General features: G+C 63.4%; 20 protein-coding genes. 11 read left to right on the top strand and 9 right to left on the bottom strand.

Annotation, left to right across the window (positions count from 1 at the left end):
* Positions 1–39 precede the first annotated feature (39 nt).
* Positions 40–1359: a FliI/YscN family ATPase gene (locus OE856_RS07150; RefSeq protein WP_263715386.1), complete on the top strand. Its 1320-nt coding sequence runs from the start codon at positions 40–42 to the stop codon at positions 1357–1359.
* Between the two features lie 2 nt (positions 1360–1361).
* Here the strand turns inward: OE856_RS07150 and OE856_RS07145 are convergent, their stop codons facing one another.
* The 6 genes from OE856_RS07145 to OE856_RS07120 form a co-directional block, all read right to left on the bottom strand.
* The gene (locus OE856_RS07145) at positions 1362–2159 is read right to left on the bottom strand and encodes a DUF1217 domain-containing protein (RefSeq protein ID WP_263715385.1); all 798 of its coding nucleotides are present in this window, start codon (positions 2157–2159) and stop codon (positions 1362–1364) included.
* On the bottom strand, positions 2156–2560 hold the full coding sequence (flbT, locus tag OE856_RS07140) for a flagellar biosynthesis repressor FlbT (protein WP_263715384.1): 405 nt from the start codon (positions 2558–2560) through the stop codon (positions 2156–2158). The genes OE856_RS07145 and flbT overlap by 4 nt, the downstream gene beginning before the upstream one ends.
* Positions 2557–2934 carry a flagellar biosynthesis regulator FlaF gene (flaF, locus tag OE856_RS07135; protein ID WP_263715383.1) on the bottom strand — a complete coding sequence of 126 codons (378 nt, stop codon included), beginning with the start codon at positions 2932–2934 and terminating at the stop codon, positions 2557–2559. Before flaF ends, flbT begins: the two co-directional genes overlap by 4 nt.
* 70 nt (positions 2935–3004) lie before the next feature.
* The gene (locus tag OE856_RS07130; protein ID WP_263715382.1) at positions 3005–4489 is read right to left on the bottom strand and encodes a flagellin; all 1485 of its coding nucleotides are present in this window, start codon (positions 4487–4489) and stop codon (positions 3005–3007) included.
* 200 nt (positions 4490–4689) lie between these two features.
* A complete protein-coding gene (locus OE856_RS07125; protein WP_263715381.1) occupies positions 4690–5037 on the bottom strand; it encodes a hypothetical protein in 348 nt (115 codons plus the stop codon).
* Positions 5030–5311: a rod-binding protein gene (locus OE856_RS07120; RefSeq protein WP_263715380.1), complete on the bottom strand. Its 282-nt coding sequence runs from the start codon at positions 5309–5311 to the stop codon at positions 5030–5032. The genes OE856_RS07125 and OE856_RS07120 overlap by 8 nt, the downstream gene beginning before the upstream one ends.
* Positions 5312–6354: 1043 nt before the next feature.
* Here OE856_RS07120 and OE856_RS07115 point away from each other — a divergent pair.
* Positions 6355–7038: a flagellar hook-length control protein FliK gene (locus OE856_RS07115; protein WP_263715379.1), complete on the top strand. Its 684-nt coding sequence runs from the start codon at positions 6355–6357 to the stop codon at positions 7036–7038.
* Positions 7039–7049: 11 nt separating this feature from the next.
* Entirely contained in the window at positions 7050–7706 is a 657-nt protein-coding gene (locus tag OE856_RS07110; protein WP_263715378.1) for a flagellar hook capping FlgD N-terminal domain-containing protein, read from the top strand.
* Here OE856_RS07110 and ubiB read toward each other — a convergent pair.
* Positions 7703–9232 carry a 2-polyprenylphenol 6-hydroxylase gene (gene ubiB, locus OE856_RS07105; RefSeq protein ID WP_263715377.1) on the bottom strand — a complete coding sequence of 510 codons (1530 nt, stop codon included), beginning with the start codon at positions 9230–9232 and terminating at the stop codon, positions 7703–7705. The genes OE856_RS07110 and ubiB overlap by 4 nt on opposite strands.
* 1 nt (position 9233) lies before the next feature.
* Positions 9234–9977: a bifunctional demethylmenaquinone methyltransferase/2-methoxy-6-polyprenyl-1,4-benzoquinol methylase UbiE gene (ubiE, locus tag OE856_RS07100; protein ID WP_263715376.1), complete on the bottom strand. Its 744-nt coding sequence runs from the start codon at positions 9975–9977 to the stop codon at positions 9234–9236.
* Positions 9978–10050: 73 nt separating this feature from the next.
* Between ubiE and mutM the strand changes: the two genes are divergently transcribed.
* The 8 genes from mutM (at position 10051) to OE856_RS07060 (ending at position 17576) form a co-directional block, all read left to right on the top strand.
* Positions 10051–10902, top strand: a complete 852-nt coding sequence (mutM, locus tag OE856_RS07095; RefSeq protein WP_263715375.1) for a bifunctional DNA-formamidopyrimidine glycosylase/DNA-(apurinic or apyrimidinic site) lyase — start codon at positions 10051–10053, stop codon at positions 10900–10902.
* A gap of 63 nt (positions 10903–10965) precedes the next feature.
* Entirely contained in the window at positions 10966–11742 is a 777-nt protein-coding gene (locus OE856_RS07090; protein WP_263715374.1) for an enoyl-CoA hydratase, read from the top strand.
* 166 nt (positions 11743–11908) lie between these two features.
* Complete coding sequence (rpsT, locus tag OE856_RS07085; RefSeq protein ID WP_263715373.1) at positions 11909–12175, top strand: 30S ribosomal protein S20; 267 nt, start codon at positions 11909–11911, stop codon at positions 12173–12175.
* A gap of 606 nt (positions 12176–12781) precedes the next feature.
* The gene (gene dnaA, locus OE856_RS07080; RefSeq protein ID WP_263715372.1) at positions 12782–14143 is read left to right on the top strand and encodes a chromosomal replication initiator protein DnaA; all 1362 of its coding nucleotides are present in this window, start codon (positions 12782–12784) and stop codon (positions 14141–14143) included.
* Positions 14144–14267: 124 nt separating this feature from the next.
* Positions 14268–15386 carry a DNA polymerase III subunit beta gene (dnaN, locus tag OE856_RS07075; RefSeq protein ID WP_263715370.1) on the top strand — a complete coding sequence of 373 codons (1119 nt, stop codon included), beginning with the start codon at positions 14268–14270 and terminating at the stop codon, positions 15384–15386.
* Between the two features lie 50 nt (positions 15387–15436).
* Complete coding sequence (recF, locus tag OE856_RS07070) at positions 15437–16546, top strand: DNA replication/repair protein RecF (RefSeq protein ID WP_263715369.1); 1110 nt, start codon at positions 15437–15439, stop codon at positions 16544–16546.
* Positions 16543–16959 carry a VOC family protein gene (locus tag OE856_RS07065; RefSeq protein ID WP_263715368.1) on the top strand — a complete coding sequence of 139 codons (417 nt, stop codon included), beginning with the start codon at positions 16543–16545 and terminating at the stop codon, positions 16957–16959. Before recF ends, OE856_RS07065 begins: the two co-directional genes overlap by 4 nt.
* Complete coding sequence (locus OE856_RS07060; RefSeq protein WP_263715367.1) at positions 16956–17576, top strand: LysE family translocator; 621 nt, start codon at positions 16956–16958, stop codon at positions 17574–17576. Before OE856_RS07065 ends, OE856_RS07060 begins: the two co-directional genes overlap by 4 nt.
* Positions 17577–17579: 3 nt before the next feature.
* On the opposite strand, the gene OE856_RS07055 is transcribed toward OE856_RS07060, so the two are convergent.
* Positions 17580–18065 carry a cupin domain-containing protein gene (locus OE856_RS07055; RefSeq protein WP_263715366.1) on the bottom strand — a complete coding sequence of 162 codons (486 nt, stop codon included), beginning with the start codon at positions 18063–18065 and terminating at the stop codon, positions 17580–17582.
* Positions 18066–18095: the final 30 nt, after the last annotated feature.

The raw sequence follows: 18095 nt of genomic DNA, 5'->3' as shown, positions 1-18095 counted from the left end.
TTAAAAACCGTTTTCAGGCCCCTTGATGCGGAGAATCCCATGACCAATGCCTCGTTCGCTGCCCTGAATGCCGAAATTGCCGCCCTGCGCCGCGCCGCGCCGGTCGGTCGCGTGGCCGAGATCGGGGGCGGCACCGTTCAGGTTGCCGGCCTGTCGGCGCAGGCCCGGCTGGGCGACATGGTTTCTATCCATCACCGCGACCAGACGCGCCGGGGCGAGGTGCTGGCCATGACCCGCGACCGGGTGACGATCCTGCCCGATGGGGTGCCCGATGGGCTGGCGATTGATGACCGGGTGACGCTGCAGGGTGCGGCGACCATTGCGCCTGATGACAGCTGGGTCGGCCGGGTGATCGACCCGTTCGGCCAGCCGCTGGATGGCAGGCCGCTCTTGCGGGGTTGTGAGGCGCGTATGCTGCAGGCCGGCCCCCCGGCGGCAACCATGCGGCGCGGGTTGGGGCCGCGGCTGGAAACCGGGCTGGCCGTGTTCAACACGCTGCTGCCACTGGTTAGGGGACAGCGGATCGGCCTGTTCGCGGGATCGGGCGTCGGGAAATCGACCCTGCTGTCGCAGTTGGCGCGCGGGGTGCAGGCTGATGTGGCCGTTATCGCGCTGGTGGGTGAGCGGGGGCGCGAGGTGCGTGAGTTTGTCGATAACGTGCTGGGCCCCGAGGGCATGGCGCGATCGGTTGTGCTGGCGGCTACCTCGGACCAGTCGCCCTTGATGCGCCGTCGCGCCGCCTGGGCCGCGATGAGCGTTGCCGAACATTTCCGTGATCAAGGCGCGCATGTGCTGTTCATGTGCGATTCCGTGACCCGGTTTGCAGAGGCGCATCGCGAGATTGCACTGGCGGCAGGCGAGCAGGGTTCGCTGCGGGGTTACCCGCCGTCGACCGCTCAGATGATCATGAACCTTGCTGAACGCGCCGGTCCGGGTGCGGGTGGCACTGGTGATATCACCGGGGTGTTCAGCGTGCTGGTTGCCGGGTCGGACATGGATGAACCCGTCGCCGATATTCTGCGCGGTGTTCTCGATGGCCATGTTGTTCTTGATCGCGAGATTGCCGAACGGGGCCGGTTTCCAGCCATCGATCTGTTGCGCTCTGTCTCGCGCAGCCTGCCCGCGGCCGCAGATGCCAACGAGAACGAGCTGATCGCAACCGCCCGCCGGTTGCTGGGCGCCTATGATCGGGCTGAGATGATGATCCAGGCGGGTCTTTATGCCTCGGGGTCCGATCCCCTGATTGATCAGGCCATCCGGGTGTGGCCATCGCTGGATCGGTTCATGGCCGAAGAGGAAACTTCAGGCATCGCGGCAAGTTTCGCGAGGTTGGCCGATTGCTTGGGGGCGGCCCCGTAACCTCAGCGGCCCGCCTGCAGCAGCGCAAGCGCGGTCGTCGCCCCGGTCAGATGGGCCGGCATGGCCAAGGCTTCTGAGCGGGCAAGGAACAGTCGTAACAGTTTGTCCTGCGTCTCGGGGCTGGCAAGCTGGCTTGCCTCGGTCGTGCCAAAGGCCTTGGCGGATTTCGTGCGAAAGACCTCGAGCTGTCTGTCGATATCGAGAGCCGCAAATTCCGAGGGCAGCCCCAGCGCCGTCTCTAACGCGGCACGTAACGGCTTTGACCCCATGATCGAGAACCATTTGGTCTCATCGCTGCTGTCTTCGGCGGCCAGGTCTGACAGCTCTCGCAACATGTTCATTGCGAGGCGCATGTTTTCGTTCTGCGCGCCGATCGCCCGTTCAAACTGACGGGTTTTGTAGTTGGCGATGATCTCATCCGCGAAATCGGAAAGCTGCGTGTTGGGGGTGTCGAAATCACCGAATCCGAATGCCTTGGAAAGGTGCAGATACCTCTTGTCAGCCATGCGATTGGCCAGCGCGTCGGATTCCTGACTACCATCTTCCAGGACCTTGCGGATGAAGAACCGGTTGTTGATGTCGTCATCCAAGCCGAACGCGCCAAGCGCGACATTCAGCAACCGCCGATCTGCGACCAGCATCTCTGCGCTGGTGATATCGCCGATCTTTTCCTCGAAGTAGCTGATGTCGCGAGACATCTGCGGGCTTCTCTCGAAAGCGGCCTGTTGGGCGGGCATGGTGCGTTGCAGAAAGCGCCAGCCCGCATATCCACCCATCGGCACGATAGGTTGGAAGGTCATGCCCGGCCGGCGGCCAGCAGCCGCTCCTCTCGCGGTAGCAGGCTGCGCATCGCTTTCAGGGCATTGTAGAAATGCCCTTGCACGACACAGCTGCTTGCGGCGTTCAGTTGCTTGCGGCTGTCGGCATCCATCAAAACCTGGCTCAGCTGCTCGATACCGCGCAGCAACTGCATCTTGGCTTCTTCCGGGTTCGCGTCGCCCGACAGCACCAGCTGTGCGATGTAACAGACCCGCCTGACGGGGGTGTTTACCTCTTGGGGGTGAATGGCGTCACGCAATCGTAAAATATTTGCCCCCGGGGTCACGATGCTAAGCTTGGATCGTCGGTCGCCATTCTCGATGACGGCGCCGTTGATCAAGACCCGTTCTTTTGGGGCCAGCTTCAAGACCAGCCCGCTCATGCGGCTTCCTCCTGCCCGGACAGGCCGCGCATCACGACCGTGTTGATCTCGATCAGGACATCGGCGCTGTCTTTGCCGGTCAGAACCTTGCGGGTGTGCTCGCGCGTGAAGCGGGCAAGATAGAAAATCCGCGCGCGCAGGGCGGCGGGCAGGGCGTTGTCGCCTCCAGCCACATCGGCGGCCAGCAGAATCCAGAGCCGAGAGTTCTCGTGCAGGGCCGATACCAGGGCAGGAAAGTTGCCCTTGTTCGCGGCGGCGCTTCGCAGGCGCGAGGTCACCTGGGCAAAGGTTTCATACTCGATTGATCGGGGCGTCTTGATGGCGGTTTGCCGGGCGGCGCCATAGGCGGCCTGGGCCATGAATTGGGCGGTCACGGGCTATCCTTCCGTGCGATGGTGCAGATCGGGGTGAGGCCGGGGCATGTCTGCCCCGGCACGGCGCGTGTTAGCGGAACAGCGACAGGATGTTCTGCGGCGCCTGGTTGGCGATCGACAGGGCCTGCGTGCCCAGCTGTTGTTGGACCTGCAGCGCCTGCAGGCGGGCCGAAGCGGCCTCCATGTCGGCGTCGATCAGCGAGCCGATGCCCGTTTGCAGGGCGTCGGTAAGCTTGCTGATAAAGTCGCTCTGGGTTTCGATCCGCCCCTCGGCCGAACCGAATGCGGCCGAGGCGTCGATGGCATTGTTGATCAGCGTCTCGATATTGCCCAGCGCGGCCTCGGCGCCGGCATTGGTGGTCACGTCGATGCCGCCAAGGCCGAACAGGCCACCCGAAGCCGTGCCATCAGCCGCGCCAGCGCGCGCCAGCGACAGGCTGGTTGCACTGTCATTGTCGATTTTCAGCTCCCACTGGCCTGACGAATTCTGCGCAACCTGGGTCGAGACGCCGTCGATCGTGCCGCCGTCGACGGCCGCTTTCAGGCCACGCGCAACATCTTCGAAGGTTTCACCCTTGCCGGCGACATAGGTGTAGGCGGTGCCGCCGACCGTAACCTGATAGCCGTCACCATCATTCACCGCCGCTGTGTCCGAGAAGGTCAGCGTTTCGGCGCGTTCACCGATGCTCGTGGCTGACAAGGTCACCCCGGTGGCGCCGCCGTTCTTGGTCGCGCCCACGGACACGTCCTCGAACGCACGGGTCGAGGTCAGGGTGATGACGTTGCTGGCAACGCTTGCTTCGACACCGACCAGACCAAGGGCATTGATGGCATTGGTGATGGCGCTGGCGGCGGCATCTTGGTCGCCGGTGATATCGCCCGCGGAAAACGACACTGTCGCACCACCGATCGTGACCTCGAACGCGTCTGCGCTGACATCGGCGTCGGCGGCCAGAGTGATCGTTGCGGTGTTGCCGGTGTTGGTCGCCGCGGCCGCGCTGAGCGTGGCGTTGGCGGACAGGTCGGTGCCGGTGCCCAGAACGCCCGCGCTGGTGGTCAGATCCTGGCGATTGACCGTGATGTTGCTGGCGCTGACAGTCCCATCGTTCTTGCGGTCAAGCGACGACAGGATGTCGACGTCTTCGGTGCCCGAAACAAGGTTCAGGCCGTTGAACTGGGCGGCGTTGACGACCGAGTTGATCTGGTCGCGCAGCGCAACGATATCGGCCTGGATCTTTTCGCGATCGACGTTGCCTTCTTGCGCGGCGACGATCTTGCCCTTGATGTCGGTCAGCAGGTCCGAGACGGTTTCCGAAGCCTGCCGCGCAACGGCGACGGTGGATTCCCCAAGTGCGAGGCTTTCGGAAATCGCCTTGAACCCGTTCACATCAGCCTCCATCACTTTCGAGATCGCCCAGACGGCCGCATTGTCCTTGGCAGATGCCACCGACTTGCCGGTGGCGATTTCATCCTGCGCCTTGGTCAGGCTTGCGTTGATCCCCTTGAGCGTTTGCAGCGCCACCATCGCGCTGGTGTTCGTCAGAATACTGGACATAGGTCAGTTCCTTTACATGTAAGGGCGCTTTGCGCCCGTATGGACAGCCGCATCGCGGCAGGAACGGTGTTTCACCCGTACGGCGCCACGCTTTCACGTTGCCGCGCCATCCCCTTCGGAATGCAGGGTCGAGACTCGGCGGGAAAACCTAAGAACCAGCTAAACACCAAGACCAAAAAGCATAGGATTTTAGAGAAGTTTTACGCGCGCTTCTCAAGACGGTTGCGCCCGGCGGCAAAGCGGTGCTGCCCCCCGTCAGGGCCATAGGTTTGCAGCGGGGCGGTCAGGCCGCTTCGAATATCGTCCAGCCGTGACAGGCCGGCACGAATGCCTTGTTGAACAGAGTTCAACAATCTCGCATTCCGCGCAGCACGGGCCTTTATGTCGGTCAGCTGCAACGTGCTCAGATCGTTGCCGCAGGACCCCAGCGCCTCGAGCGCGCGCAGCTTGCGGCCCTCTAGATGCGCCAGGCCGTCGCAGTCGCCGCGCAGCAGCAGGCGGTGCTCTTGCTCAAGCAAGGTTAGGAAATCCTGAACGGGGTTAGTCATCGACGCGCTCCTTCAATGCGTTGAACAGATGTTCTGCCAGCCCGATTCCCCCCGCCTTGACCATCGCCCGCGCCTGCTCTTGCCGCAGGAACGAGGCGAACTGATCCTCGCCCGCCCCGCCGCCAAATGCCTCGGGCGTCTTGCCGACACCGGCCGATTTCAGCATCTCGGTCAGGAACACCGCCTCCAACTCTTCGGCGGCGGTGCGCAGCGCGGCATGATCCGCCGTCTTATGCGCGGCCAGAGGCGGAGGCAGGGGCGACACGGCACTCATCGTGGAATTCCTAAACTTGAAAGCGTTTTCCCGTTTATGCGCCTCAGGGGGTAAAGAATCGGTAACCCGCTTGGGCCATTCTGCACCGGCATCGAGTCAGAAGGCCGCCCATGCAGATACTGTTGAATCTTGTCGCCACTATCGCGCAACCAACCCCGCCTGCCCCGGACGCGGGGGATGGGGCGTTGTTCGCAAACGTTATGGCGCTGATGCTGACCGACTCTGTCGCGTCCGGCGGAAAGGTGGCTGAAGGCGTGGATAAGACCGTTGAAAATCAAGAGATTACGCTTGGGGACGGCCAAGGTCATCTGTCCCCAGCCGCCGCGTTGGTGCAGGACGCAATGGTTTCGGGCCTCGTGACGTCGGGGGATGCTGCCCCGGTTGATAGCATCGCTGGAGGCAAGCCTCCCGCCGGGGGCCATTCGCTGCCCGCAGTGTCGGTGCCGCCTGGCGAAGGCGCCCATTCGCGGCCGACACTGCTTGCCGGTGTTCCAACAGCTCCCGCCCCTGTTTCATCGGAACGAGGGGCAACCGAGTCGCCGCTCGGCCCCGCGAGCTCGTCGCTGACAAACAGTACCCCTGTGCAGCTAGCGCCGGTAAGGCCCGCCGCTGATCGTGTGGCGGCCAACAAGGCCGATGACGCTATGCCCCTGTTAACCGCGACGCGCGGCCCGGGCGCGACAGAGGCCCCAATAGCGGGCGCGCAACCCATATCGCCTGCGTTACCCCTGCCGCATCCCGCCGAGGCGGCGATGGGTCTGGGGCAGGCGCCGGCGTTTTCAAAGCACCAACCGCAACCCGTGCCGCCGCGCATAGCGGCGCCCCCCGATGCCCCGCCTCTGCCCGGCGAAGCCGCGCCGGAAATACCCCGGTTGCCCGACAGCCCACGCCCTGATGCCAACCCCGCAACCGGCCCGCGCGAAATCTTGGCGCCGCAACACCTTGCGACACGGCCTGACGGGGGCCAGCTTCCAGCGGCCAACCCCGCCCCGCAGACGGAACCCGCCGGGCGCCTTGGCCCCGCCCCGGCGCCCGAAACGCCGATGCCAACCCCTGCTGTCAGCGTGATCCCGCCCGCCATGTCCGGCGCGGAACACGTATCCCCTGACCGGGTTGGCCTTTCGCCGGTGACCCCGCCCGAGAACGCGCAGGCTGATCCGCTATCTGACGTGAAACCCGGGCCGCCCGAGAGAACCGAACCAACACGCCAGGCCCCTTTGCCCGACGGCCCTGCGCCAGCACGCCCCGATCTGCCCGAGATGACGCTTTCGCCGCAACCCACAGCGCCTTCGGTGACGCGCACAGATGGCGCGCCGGTGGGCGCTGGGCCGGCCTACGAGTTGCCGCAGCCTCAGGTGAAACAGCTGGCCTATTCGATCGCACAGGCCGGTACGGGTGAGATCGAGCTGGCCATGAACCCCGAGGAGCTGGGGCGCGTTCGCCTGTCTCTGTCGGCAAGCGAGAACAGCCTGCAAGTGGTGATCCAGGCCGATCGGCCGGAAACCCAGGACCTGATGCGTCGCCATATCGACCAGCTGGGTCAAGAGATGCGCAGCCTTGGCTATCGCGATGTCAGCTTTGCCTTTGGTCATGACAACCGGCGCGCACCCCAGCCAATGCCTGATGGACCCAGCGCGTCCGATCAAGCGATGGCCGAGCCGGAAATCGCACCTCTTGGCCCTGCCCGCCGCCCAGCCCTGGGTCGTGACCTGGACATCCTGTTGTAAAGGAAACCCATATGGAAATATCGCAAAGCCCTGCCGCACAGCCCGGCGCATCGCCGTCACCGCAACGAGGGGGCGTGATCAGCACTGATTTCGACACGTTTCTCAAGATGCTGACGACCCAGATGCAGAATCAGGATCCGCTCAACCCAATGGATTCGGGCCAGCTGGCCGTGCAGCTGGCGACGTTCTCGGGAGTCGAGCAGCAGGTGCTGACCAACGATCTGCTGTCTGCGCTAAAGGCGCAAGGACAGGCCGCCTCGATGGGGGACTATGCCGGTTGGATCGGCATGCAGGCGCGGGTCGAGGCCGATGCGATGTTCGACGGAACCCCCGTCACCGTTGTGCCGCAACCCCAGGCCGGGGCTGATCGCGCGCGACTGGTGGTGTTCGACGCCCAGGGCGCCGAGGTGCAATGGATCGACCTGACCGACATGAACGCGCCCTATGACTGGGCTGGCACTGGCCCAACGGGGGCGCAGATGCCTGCCGGGCGATACGGCTTTGCGATCGACAGTTACGAGGGCGAGACCTATCTGGGCCGCGAGGATGCGCAGGTTTATGCCCGCGTCACCGAAGTGCGCGCCGAAAATTCAGGCACGGTCGCGGTGCTGGCCAGTGGCCAGACGGTGCCTGTCAGTGATGTAAAAGCCCTGCGAGAGGCACGTTAGAACAGTTGGGCACCCAACGCACCCGCCAGAACAGCGGCGGCACCGGTCAGCATCCACACCACCGGCATTAACCGGCTGGGCCGTGGCGGCGCTGGGGGTTGCTGCGACTGGCGCACCAGGATGGCCTCGGTCAGATGCGGCAGCTTGGGCCCGAACCGCGCCAGAACCAGCGCGGTCTTGGCCAGGTCGCGGGCAAAGGCGCGCGGGCCGATATTGTTGCGCACATACTGCTCGACGATCGGGTGGGCCACTTCCCAGATGTTCAGATGCGGGCTGAGCGAGCGCGCCACGCCCTCGACCACCACCATCGTGCGTTGCAGCAAGATCAGTTCTGTCCGGGTTTGCATGCCGAATTGTTCGGTAACCTCAAAGAGATAGCTCAGAAGCCGCCCCATCGAGATATGCGAGGCATCCATACCGAAGATCGGTTCCCCCACGGCACGCAGGGCGCGGGCAAATTCGTCGATATCGCGGTCGGCGGGCACATAGCCGGCCTCGAAATGCACCTCGGCCACGCGGCGATAGTCGCGCTTGATGAACCCATAGAGGATCTCGGCATAAACCCGGCGGGTATATTCGTCGATCCGCCCCATGATGCCGAAATCATAGCAAAGGATATCGCCGCTTGCGCCGACCTTAAGGTTGCCCTGATGCATGTCAGCGTGGAAATAGCCGTCGCGCAGGGCGTGGCTGAGAAACAGCTGCATCACCCGCTCGCCGACCACGCGCCGATCATGGCCCGCCGCATCCAGCGCGTCATTGTCACCCAGCGGCTCGCCCTCGGCCCAGTCCATGGTCATGACCTGGCGCCCCGACAGGTGCCAATGCACATGCGGCACAACAAAGCCGGCGTCGTTCTTGGTGTTGGCCTCGAACTCCGAGGCCGAGGCCGATTCCAGCCTCAGGTCGAGCTCGCCCATGACGACGCCCTCGAAATGGGCGACGACATCACGCGGGCGCAGGCGGCGCGAGGCCGGAGACAGCGTTTCGATGAAATCGGCAGCGAAATAAAAGGCGTCGATATCGGTGCGAAAGGCGCGCTCGATCCGCGGGCGCAGCACCTTGACGGCAACCTCGCGCCCGGTGGCGGCGATGCGGGCGCGGTGCACCTGGGCAATCGACGCGGCGGCGACGGGCTCGGAAAATTCCGAGAACAGCGTATCGACGGGTTGGCCCAGCTCTTCGCTGACCATGCGCTTTGCGACGCTGACCGGAAAGGGCGGCAACTTGTCCTGCAACACGCGCAGCTGCTGCGCCAGTTCATCCCCCACCACATCGGGGCGGGTCGAAAGGATTTGCCCGAACTTGATATAGGCCGGCCCCAGCGCGGTCAGGGCGCGGGTCGCAGGCGGCAGGCTTGGGTCGCCCTTGTAGCCCAGCCATTGCACCGGCCAGGCCACGGCGCGGGCCACGATGCGCAGGGCGCGCGGGGCCTCCATCGCCTCTAGCACCACTCGCATTGCGCCGGTGCGTTCCATGGTGGCACCGGTGCGGATCAGCCGCCAGATGTTGTGAGGTCCGCGCATGTTACAGTTTCCACCCCGAATGCAGCGCAGCGATACCCATGCTGAGGTTGCGGTATTTGACCTGATCGAACCCGGCCTCGCCGATCATGCGGGCAAAGCTTTCCTGATCGGGGAACTTGCGGATCGATTCCACCAGATACTGATAGCTGTCGCTGTCATTGGCGATCAGCTGCCCCATTTTCGGGATCACGTTGAAGGAATAGCGATCATACAGCCATTGCAGCCCCGGATTGGGCATCTGGCTGAACTCTAGCACCATCAACCGCCCGCCGGGCCGCAGCACGCGGTAGGCCTCGGACAGCGCATCGGGGATGCGCGTGACGTTCCGGATACCAAAGCTGATCGTGTAGACATCGAACATGTTGTCGGGAAAGGGCAGGGCCATCGCGTCGCCCGTGACCCAGGACAGGCGGTCGGCCATCTGTTCGGCATCGGCGCGTTGGCGTCCGGCGACCAGCATCGATTCTGTCATGTCCAGCACGGTGGCATTGGCCCCCGGCGCGCGGCGCAGGAACCGGAACGAAATGTCCCCCGTGCCACCCGCCACATCCAAAAGCCGCTGCCCGGGGCGCGGCGCCAGCCAATCCATCATCGCGTCTTTCCAGACGCGGTGAATGCCCATCGACATGGCATCGTTCATCACGTCGTATTTCGACGCCACATTGGTGAACACCCCGTGGACCATCCCCGCCTTTTGATCCTCGGGAACTGTTTTAAAGCCGAAATGGGTGGTTTTGTCGCTCATGGGTCTTGCCGTCGCTGATTTCTCTTCTTCCTTATAGTCGCCAGCCCGACGTTACAATGCGAGGACGTGCCACATGCCCGAATTGCCCGAGGTCGAAACCGTGCGCCGCGGCCTGGCCCCCAGCATGGAGGGCCAGAGGATCGTCCGCGCGCAGGTCAACCGGCCCGATCTGCGCTGGCCGTTTCCGCCGCGCATGGCCGAACGGCTGACGGGCGCGCGCGTTCTGCGGCTGGGGCGGCGGTCGAAATACATTCTGGCCGATCTCGATAGCGGCGAGACCCTGATCATCCATCTGGGCATGTCGGGCCGGATGCTGGTGTCGGGCGACCCGCTGGGCCAGTTTCATCACGTTCATCCGGCGCCGGAAAAGCATGACCACGTGGTGTTCGACATGGAAAACGGCGCGCGCATCACCTTTAACGATGCGCGCCGGTTTGGCGCGATGGATCTGACCCCGACAGACCAGGTGGCGCAGCATCCGTTGCTGGCCAGCCTCGGCCCCGAGCCTTTGGGAAACGCCTTCGACGAAGAGTATCTGGCAGACCGCCTGCAAGGGCGCGCAATGCCGATCAAATCTGCCCTGCTGGATCAGAAGATCGTCGCCGGGTTGGGTAATATCTATGTGTGCGAGGTGCTGTACCGGGCTGGCATCTCCCCCCTGCTCAAGGCCGGTCAGATTGCGCCCGCGCGGGTGGCGACGATGGTGCCGATCATCCGCGCCGTTCTGGCCGAGGCGATCAAGGCAGGCGGATCTTCCTTGCGGGATCACCGGCAGACCGATGGCGAACTGGGGTATTTTCAACACAGTTTTCAAGCCTATGACAGAGAAGGGCAGCCCTGCTTAACGCCCGGCTGCAAAGGAAAAATTTCCCGCATAACCCAGACCGGCCGGTCGACGTTCTATTGCAAGCTATGTCAAAGATAGCTTGATTGCCCCTCTGAGCCTGCTAAGGATTCGCCCCGAGAAAAGAACGGAGGCGCCCTGCGCATGGCTTACAACACGCTGATCGTCGAAATCGAAGACCACGTTGGCTTGATCAAACTGAACCGGCCCGAGGCGCTGAACGCGCTGAACAGCGAGCTGCTGACCGAACTGGCCGAGTGCATCACCGATATGGGCAGCAACGACAAGGTGCGTTGCATCGTCGTCACCGGGTCGGAAAAGGCATTTGCCGCCGGTGCGGACATCAAAGAGATGGCCGACAAGAACTTTGTCGAGGTCTACACCGAAGACTTTTTCACCCCCCAGACCGAGGCCATCCTGCGCTGCCGCAAGCCGATCATCGCGGCCGTAGCGGGCTATGCGCTGGGCGGTGGCTGCGAATTGGCCATGACCTGCGATTTCATCATCGCAGCCGACAACGCCAAGTTCGGCCAGCCCGAGATCAATCTGGGCGTCATGGCCGCGATCGGCGGCTCGCAGCGCCTGACCCGTTTCATCGGCAAATCCAAGGCCATGGACATGAACCTGACCGGCCGCTTCATGGATGCCGACGAAGCCGAGCGCTCGGGTCTGGTCAGCCGGGTCGTGCCCGCCAAGAAGCTGATGGAAGAAACCATGGCTGCCGCCCAAAAGATCGCGTCGAAATCGTCGATCTCGGTCATGGCGGTCAAGGAATCGGTCGACCGGTCGTATGAGACCACCCTGCGCGAAGGCCTGTTGTTCGAGCGCCGCGTGTTCCACTCGCTGTTCGCGACCGAAGACCAGAAAGAGGGCATGACCGCCTTCCTGGAAAAACGCGAAGCGCAGTTCCGCGACAAATAAGGGGTTTTGGCCCGGTTTTGGGCTTCCCATGGGCGGCGTTCTGTCATATACGCCGCCCCCATACATGCGCGTGAGGCCCGCTTTGGCCAGAATCAGCCGGTTCTGAACCCGGTCGGGGCTCGTTTCGTGCGTTCAAGATTAATGAGACCCTGAAGGGAACAGACACATGGCAAATTCGCCCCAAGCCAAGAAACGCGCCCGCCAGAACGAGCGTCGCTACGCCGTTAACAAGGCCCGCCGTTCGCGCATCCGCACCTACCTGCGTAAAGTTGAAGAAGCGATCGCCTCGGGCGATCAGGACGCCGCAACCGCCGCCCTGCGCGCCGCTCAGCCCGAGCTGATGCGCGGTGTCACCAAAGGCATCCTGCACAAGAACACCGTTTCGCGTAAGATTTCGCGCCTGTCGGCCCGTGTGAAGGCCCTGAAGGCCTGAGTCGGAAAGACCTGTTGAACAACGTTCTGAAGGGCGCGGTTTTTGCCGCGCCCTTTTCGTATTTTGCGCAACTGTTGCAAAAAAATCCCCATCGGAATGACCGCAAAAGGGCTTTTCAGATTCGGCGCCAGAAACAGCCCCGTCAAGTGTGAAGATCGGTTGCGGGCGGTCCTCGACACAGGCTAGCGTCAGGGTGCGATTCACATCGTCTTGGGGGGACATAGCCGTGGCGTTGTTCTGATCATCTCTTCCGCGGACCGGATAGTTGCCACCGGCTCGCCTGATCAGAAAACGTCATTCTACATCCGGCGCGAGCTGCCGCTGCGCTAGATGCTGGAACGGGGTAGTTCTGCGGAATTTTCCGCAGATGTACATTCGGCGTGTCCATACAGACCGCGCAGACGCGGGGAAGTCAGATATGCGCAGCTGCCGCTGGCGCTCTGATCAACCCTGCGCGTGCCGCTTTCTGCCGCGCCAAACGCGGGGCTTGTCGACCGGCACCTGGCCGGACGATACAGTCTTATTTTCCCAACTTTTGTGATCGTAGATGCGCCGATGACCCTTGGCGCGTCTTGGGGATGGTTGCAGTTGGAGCGAAAGCTAAAAATGACTAATGATAAATGGGGCGAGGTTTGCGAGGATATTCAGGGGGTTATCGGAGAACATAACTTTACCACCTGGATCAAGCCCCTGAAATTTTGCGAAATGAAGGCCGGAGTGGCCCATTTCAGCGCGCCGACGAAATTTGCCGGCGAATGGGTGTCGCGTCACTTTGGCGATGACATCAAGCGCCTGTTGACGCACCGGGGCACCCCCGTCGAGCGTCTGGAATTTGCCGTGTCCGCGCCGGCCAATACGCCCGCTGCCGCGCCGAAACCCGTAAAGGAAAAGGCGCACGCCGCTGCCGCCGCCTCTCAGCCGACCGAGAACCTGGGCGCGCCGATCGACACCCGGTTTACCTTTGACAGCTTTGTCGTGGGCAAACCCAACGCCCTGGCCCATGCCGCCGCACGCCGCGTGGCCGAAGGCGGCCCCGTCACCTTTAACCCGCTGTTCCTTTATGGCGGCGTCGGCCTGGGCAAGACCCACCTGATGCACGCCATCGCACACGAATTGCGCACCCGCTCGCCCGAGCTGCGCGTGGTCTACCTGTCGGCCGAGCAGTTCATGTATCGTTTCGTCCAGGCGCTGCGCGAGCGCGACATGATGGGTTTCAAGGAACTGTTCCGCTCGGTTGATGTGCTGATGGTTGATGACGTGCAGTTCATCGCCGGCAAGGACAGCACTCAGGAAGAATTCTTTCATACTTTCAATGCCCTGGTTGATCAGAACAAGCAGATCATCATCTCGGCCGACCGTGCGCCGGGCGAAATCAAGGACATGGAAGAGCGCATCAAGTCGCGCCTGCAATGCGGCCTGATCGTCGACCTGCACCCCACCGATTACGAGCTGCGCCTTGGCGTCTTGCAGCAAAAGGTCGATCTGTATCGCGCCCAGTATCCCGATCTGAAGATCGCCGACGGCGTGCTGGAATTCCTGGCGCATCGCATTTCGACCAACGTGCGGGTGCTTGAGGGCGCGCTGACGCGTCTGTTCGCATTCGCCTCGCTTGTGGGCCGCGAAATCACGCTGGACCTGACGCAGGACTGCCTGGCCGACGTGCTGCGCGCATCCGAGCGCAAGGTCACGGTCGAAGAGATCCAGCGCCGCGTGGGCGAGCATTTCAACATCCGCCTGTCGGACCTGGTTGGCCCCAAACGCGTGCGACAGATTGCCCGCCCGCGCCAGATCGCCATGTATCTGGCCAAACAGCTGACCTCGCGCAGCCTGCCTGATATCGGCCGCCGTTTCGGTGGGCGTGATCACACGACGGTCATGCATGCCGTCAAGCGCGTCGAGGAACTGAAAGGCCGCGACAGCCAGATTGCCGAGGATATCGAGATGCTGCGCCGCATGCTCGAGGCCTGAACAGCCGTTTCCGGGGGCGTATGACCTTGACGCCCCCCGCAAACCATCGGAAATTCCATAAAAAGGCTTGTGCCATAGGGGGAAACCGCTAGGTTTTTCCTCCCGGCAGATGAGGAGCGAGGGAATGAAATTCAGCATCGAACGCGGCGCGCTGTTGAAAGCGGTCGGTCAGGCCCAGTCTGTGGTCGAGCGCCGGAATACCATTCCGATCCTGGCGAACGTTCTGATCGAGGCCGAGGGTGAGGGCGTCAGCTTTCGCGCGACCGACCTGGATATCGAGGTGGTCGACAAGGCCGTCGCCCATGTAGAGCGCGCGGGCGCCACAACCGTATCGGCCGTGACCCTGCATGAAATCGTGCGCAAGCTGCCCGACGGCGCATTGGTCACCCTGACCGATGACAGCGCCACAGGCCGCCTGACGGTCGAGGCCGGGCGCTCGAACTTTTCGCTGGCGACCCTGCCCAAGGAAGATTTCCCGGTCATGGCCAGCTCGGAATACAGCTCGAACTTTGCCGCGCCTGCGCCGGTGCTGCGCCGGCTGTTCGACAAGTCGAAATTCGCCATCTCGACCGAGGAAACCCGCTATTACCTGAACGGCGTCTACATGCATGTCTCGGATGGCGAAGGCGGCCGCGTGCTGCGTTGCGTGGCGACCGATGGCCACCGCCTGGCCCGCATCGACGCCGATCTGCCCGAGGGCGCCGAAACCATGCCCGGCGTGATCGTGCCCCGCAAAACCGTGGGCGAGCTGCGCAAGCTGCTGGATGATGATGATGTGCAGATCGCGGTGTCGGTCTCGGAAACCAAGGTGCGTTTCGCGACGCCTGACATCACCCTGACCTCCAAGGTGATCGACGGCACCTTCCCCGACTACACCCGCGTCATTCCGCAGGGCAACAGCCGCAAGCTGGAAGTGGACGCCGCCGAATTCGCCAAGGCGGTTGATCGTGTGGCAACCGTCAGCTCGGAACGCTCGCGTGCGGTCAAGCTGGCGCTGGACGAAGACCGCCTGATTCTGTCGGTCAACGCCCCCGATGCCGGCGCCGCCGAGGAAGAGCTGGCTGTAGCCTACGCAGATGAACGTCTGGAAATCGGGTTCAACGCCAAGTATTTGCTGGAAATCGCCAGCCAGGTCGACCGCGAGAATGCCGTATTCCTGTTCAACTCGGCCGGCGATCCGACCCTGATGCGCGAAGGCAACGACACCAGCGCGGTTTACGTCGTGATGCCGATGCGTGTCTGAGGCGGCGAACGGGCGATCGGGCCCTCGTCGCAGATAAAGACGAGATCCGAATGACCCGGCTGTTTCTGTCTGAACTTACCCTGTCCCATTTCCGGTCGCACAAATCCGTGCGGCTGGCTTTTGACGGTCGTCCGGTCGCGCTGTTCGGCCCGAACGGGGCGGGCAAGACCAACATTCTAGAGGCCATTTCGCTGTTGTCGCCGGGCCGCGGTTTGCGCCGCGCCGCGCCCGATGACATCGCCCGCAAGCCCGAGGCGCTGGGCTGGCGCGTCGGCGCGGTGCTGCACAGCCTGCATCAACTGCACGAAATCGACACCCGCGCCGAGGCAGGCCGCCCGCGCGGCGTGACGATCGACGGCAAGACCGCGCCGCAGGTGGCGCTGGGCCGGATCGCGCGGATGCTGTGGCTGGTGCCGTCGATGGACCGCCTGTGGATCGAGGGCGCCGAGGGTCGCCGCCGGTTTCTCGATCGCATGGTTCTTAGCTTTGAGCCGGGCCATGCCGAAGCGGTGCTGACCTATGAAAAGGCGATGCGCGAACGCAACCGGTTGCTCAAGGATCAGGTGCGTGACGCCGCCTGGTATGGCGCGCTCGAGGCGCAGATGGCCCGCGCCGGGGCCGAGGTGATGCGCAACCGGCGGCAGGCGCTGGCCCGCGTGATGCAGGCACAAGACGGCGCGGAAACCGCCTTTCCCACCTCTGATCTGTCGCTGACCGGCCCCGAGGGCGATATGCCCGAGACCGAGACCGATCTGCAAACCGCTCTGGCCGAAGGTCGCCCCCGTGACTTGGGCGCGGGCCGCACCCTTGTGGGGCCGCATCGAATTGATCTTGATGCGATATATTCGGCAAAGGCCGTGCCCGCCGCGCAATGTTCGACGGGCGAGCAAAAGGCATTGCTGATCTCGTTGATCCTGGCCAATGCCCGCGCCCTGGCGCAGGATTTCGGCGCGGCGCCGATCTTGTTGCTTGATGAGGTCGCGGCCCATCTTGACGCCGGCCGCCGCGCCGCGCTGTATGACGAGATCTGCGCGCAGGGCGCCCAGGCGTGCATGACCGGCACCGGCCCCGAGCTGTTTGCCGAACTGGCCGAGCGCGCACAGCATATCACTGTCTCCGAGGTCGACGGCGTCAGCCGGGTAGAGGAAATTTCCGCATGAACCCCAACCGTATCACGCTGATCACCCTGTCGGTCACGGACCTGCCCCGCGCCCGCGCCTTTTACGAGGCACTGGGCTGGCAGTGCAGCGAAGCCCTTGATGAGGTTGCATTTTACGATATGGGCGGCATGAAATTCGGTCTCTATTCCCGCGCAAAACTGGCCGAGGATCTGGGCCGTGCCCCCGGTGATCTTGGCGCGGGCGCTATGACGCTGGCCCAGAACTTCAACTCTGAGGCCGAGGTAGACCGCGCCTATCAGGCGGCGATTGATGCCGGTGCCACGCCTTGCAAACCGCCCGAAAAGGTATTCTGGGGTGGCTATTCCGGCACATATGCCGACCCCGACGGCCATATCTGGGAAGTGGCCCATAACCCGTTTTGGCAACTCGATGACCAAGGATTGCTGACATGACCGCCAGCCCCGGCGATCTGCTGCTTTATACCGGCGCGCTGATGATCCTGTTTTTCACGCCCGGCCCGGTCTGGGTGGCGCTGATTGCGCGCGCCCTTTCGGGCGGGTTTCACGCCGCCTGGCCATTGGCGATGGGCGTGGTGATCGGAGACATGCTGTGGCCCTTTCTGGCCATCCTCGGTGTCAGCTGGGTTGTCGGCACATTCGCGGGGTTCATGACGCTGCTGCGCTGGGTCGCGATGGGGTTTTTCCTGTTCATGGGCGTGATGATCCTGCGCAACGCCGACAAGACCATCGCCACCGACAGCCGCCTGACACGCCCCGGCAAATGGGCGGGTTTCGTGGCTGGGGTGGCGGTTATCATCGGAAACCCCAAGGCGATCTTGTTCTACATGGGCGTGCTGCCGGGGTTCTTTGATTTAGGCGCGATGACCTGGGCCGATATCGGTGCGGTTGTGGTAATTTCGGCTGTGGTGCCGTTCATCGGCAACCTGGCGCTTGCGCTGTTCATCGACCGGGCGCGGCAGATCGTGTCATCCCCCCGCGCGCTGCGCCGCACCAATATCGTGGCCGGGATCTTGCTGATCTGCGTGGGGCTGGTGATCCCGTTCGTCTAGGGTCTAAACCGCCGATGCCGGAGCCATCGGCGCGCCGACCAGCCGTATCCCGTGCCGGGCGCATGCCTCTGTCAAAGCGGCCGCTTCGGCTTCGGATGGCGGGCCGTGCGGTGCCGGCAGTCCGGCCGAGGTCGCCGGCCGGGCAACTTCGCGCACCAGGGCCTCGAAATCGCCCGGTGTGGTTACGGTCATCCATTGGGCGCCTTCGGGGGAATCCACGAAATAGCTGTGAGCAACGCCCTTTGGGGCAATCAGCGTTTGCCCGGCCTGCGCGCTGACGATGCGATCACCCATCGTAAAGCGAATGCGACCGCTCAGCAGGTGAAATACCTCGTCTTCGGTGTCGTGGATATGCAGCGGCGGCGAATCCCCGAACGGCGCGTGGTGGTGAATTACAGACAAACCATCGCTGCCGGCGCTGGCCGGCACCGCAATCGAGACGCGTGTATTGAGGAACCAGAGGTCGGTGTTCGGGGCGAGCAGTGTCATGGTGCATCTCCTGTACGGCGGGTCTGCGCC

Origin of the sequence: Actibacterium sp. XHP0104 (assembly GCF_025751515.1) — a bacterium.
Classification (GTDB): Bacteria; Pseudomonadota; Alphaproteobacteria; order Rhodobacterales; family Rhodobacteraceae; genus Actibacterium_D.
The sequence above is the reverse complement of the archived record's forward strand: the minus strand, read 5'-3'. Positions and strand labels throughout refer to the sequence as shown.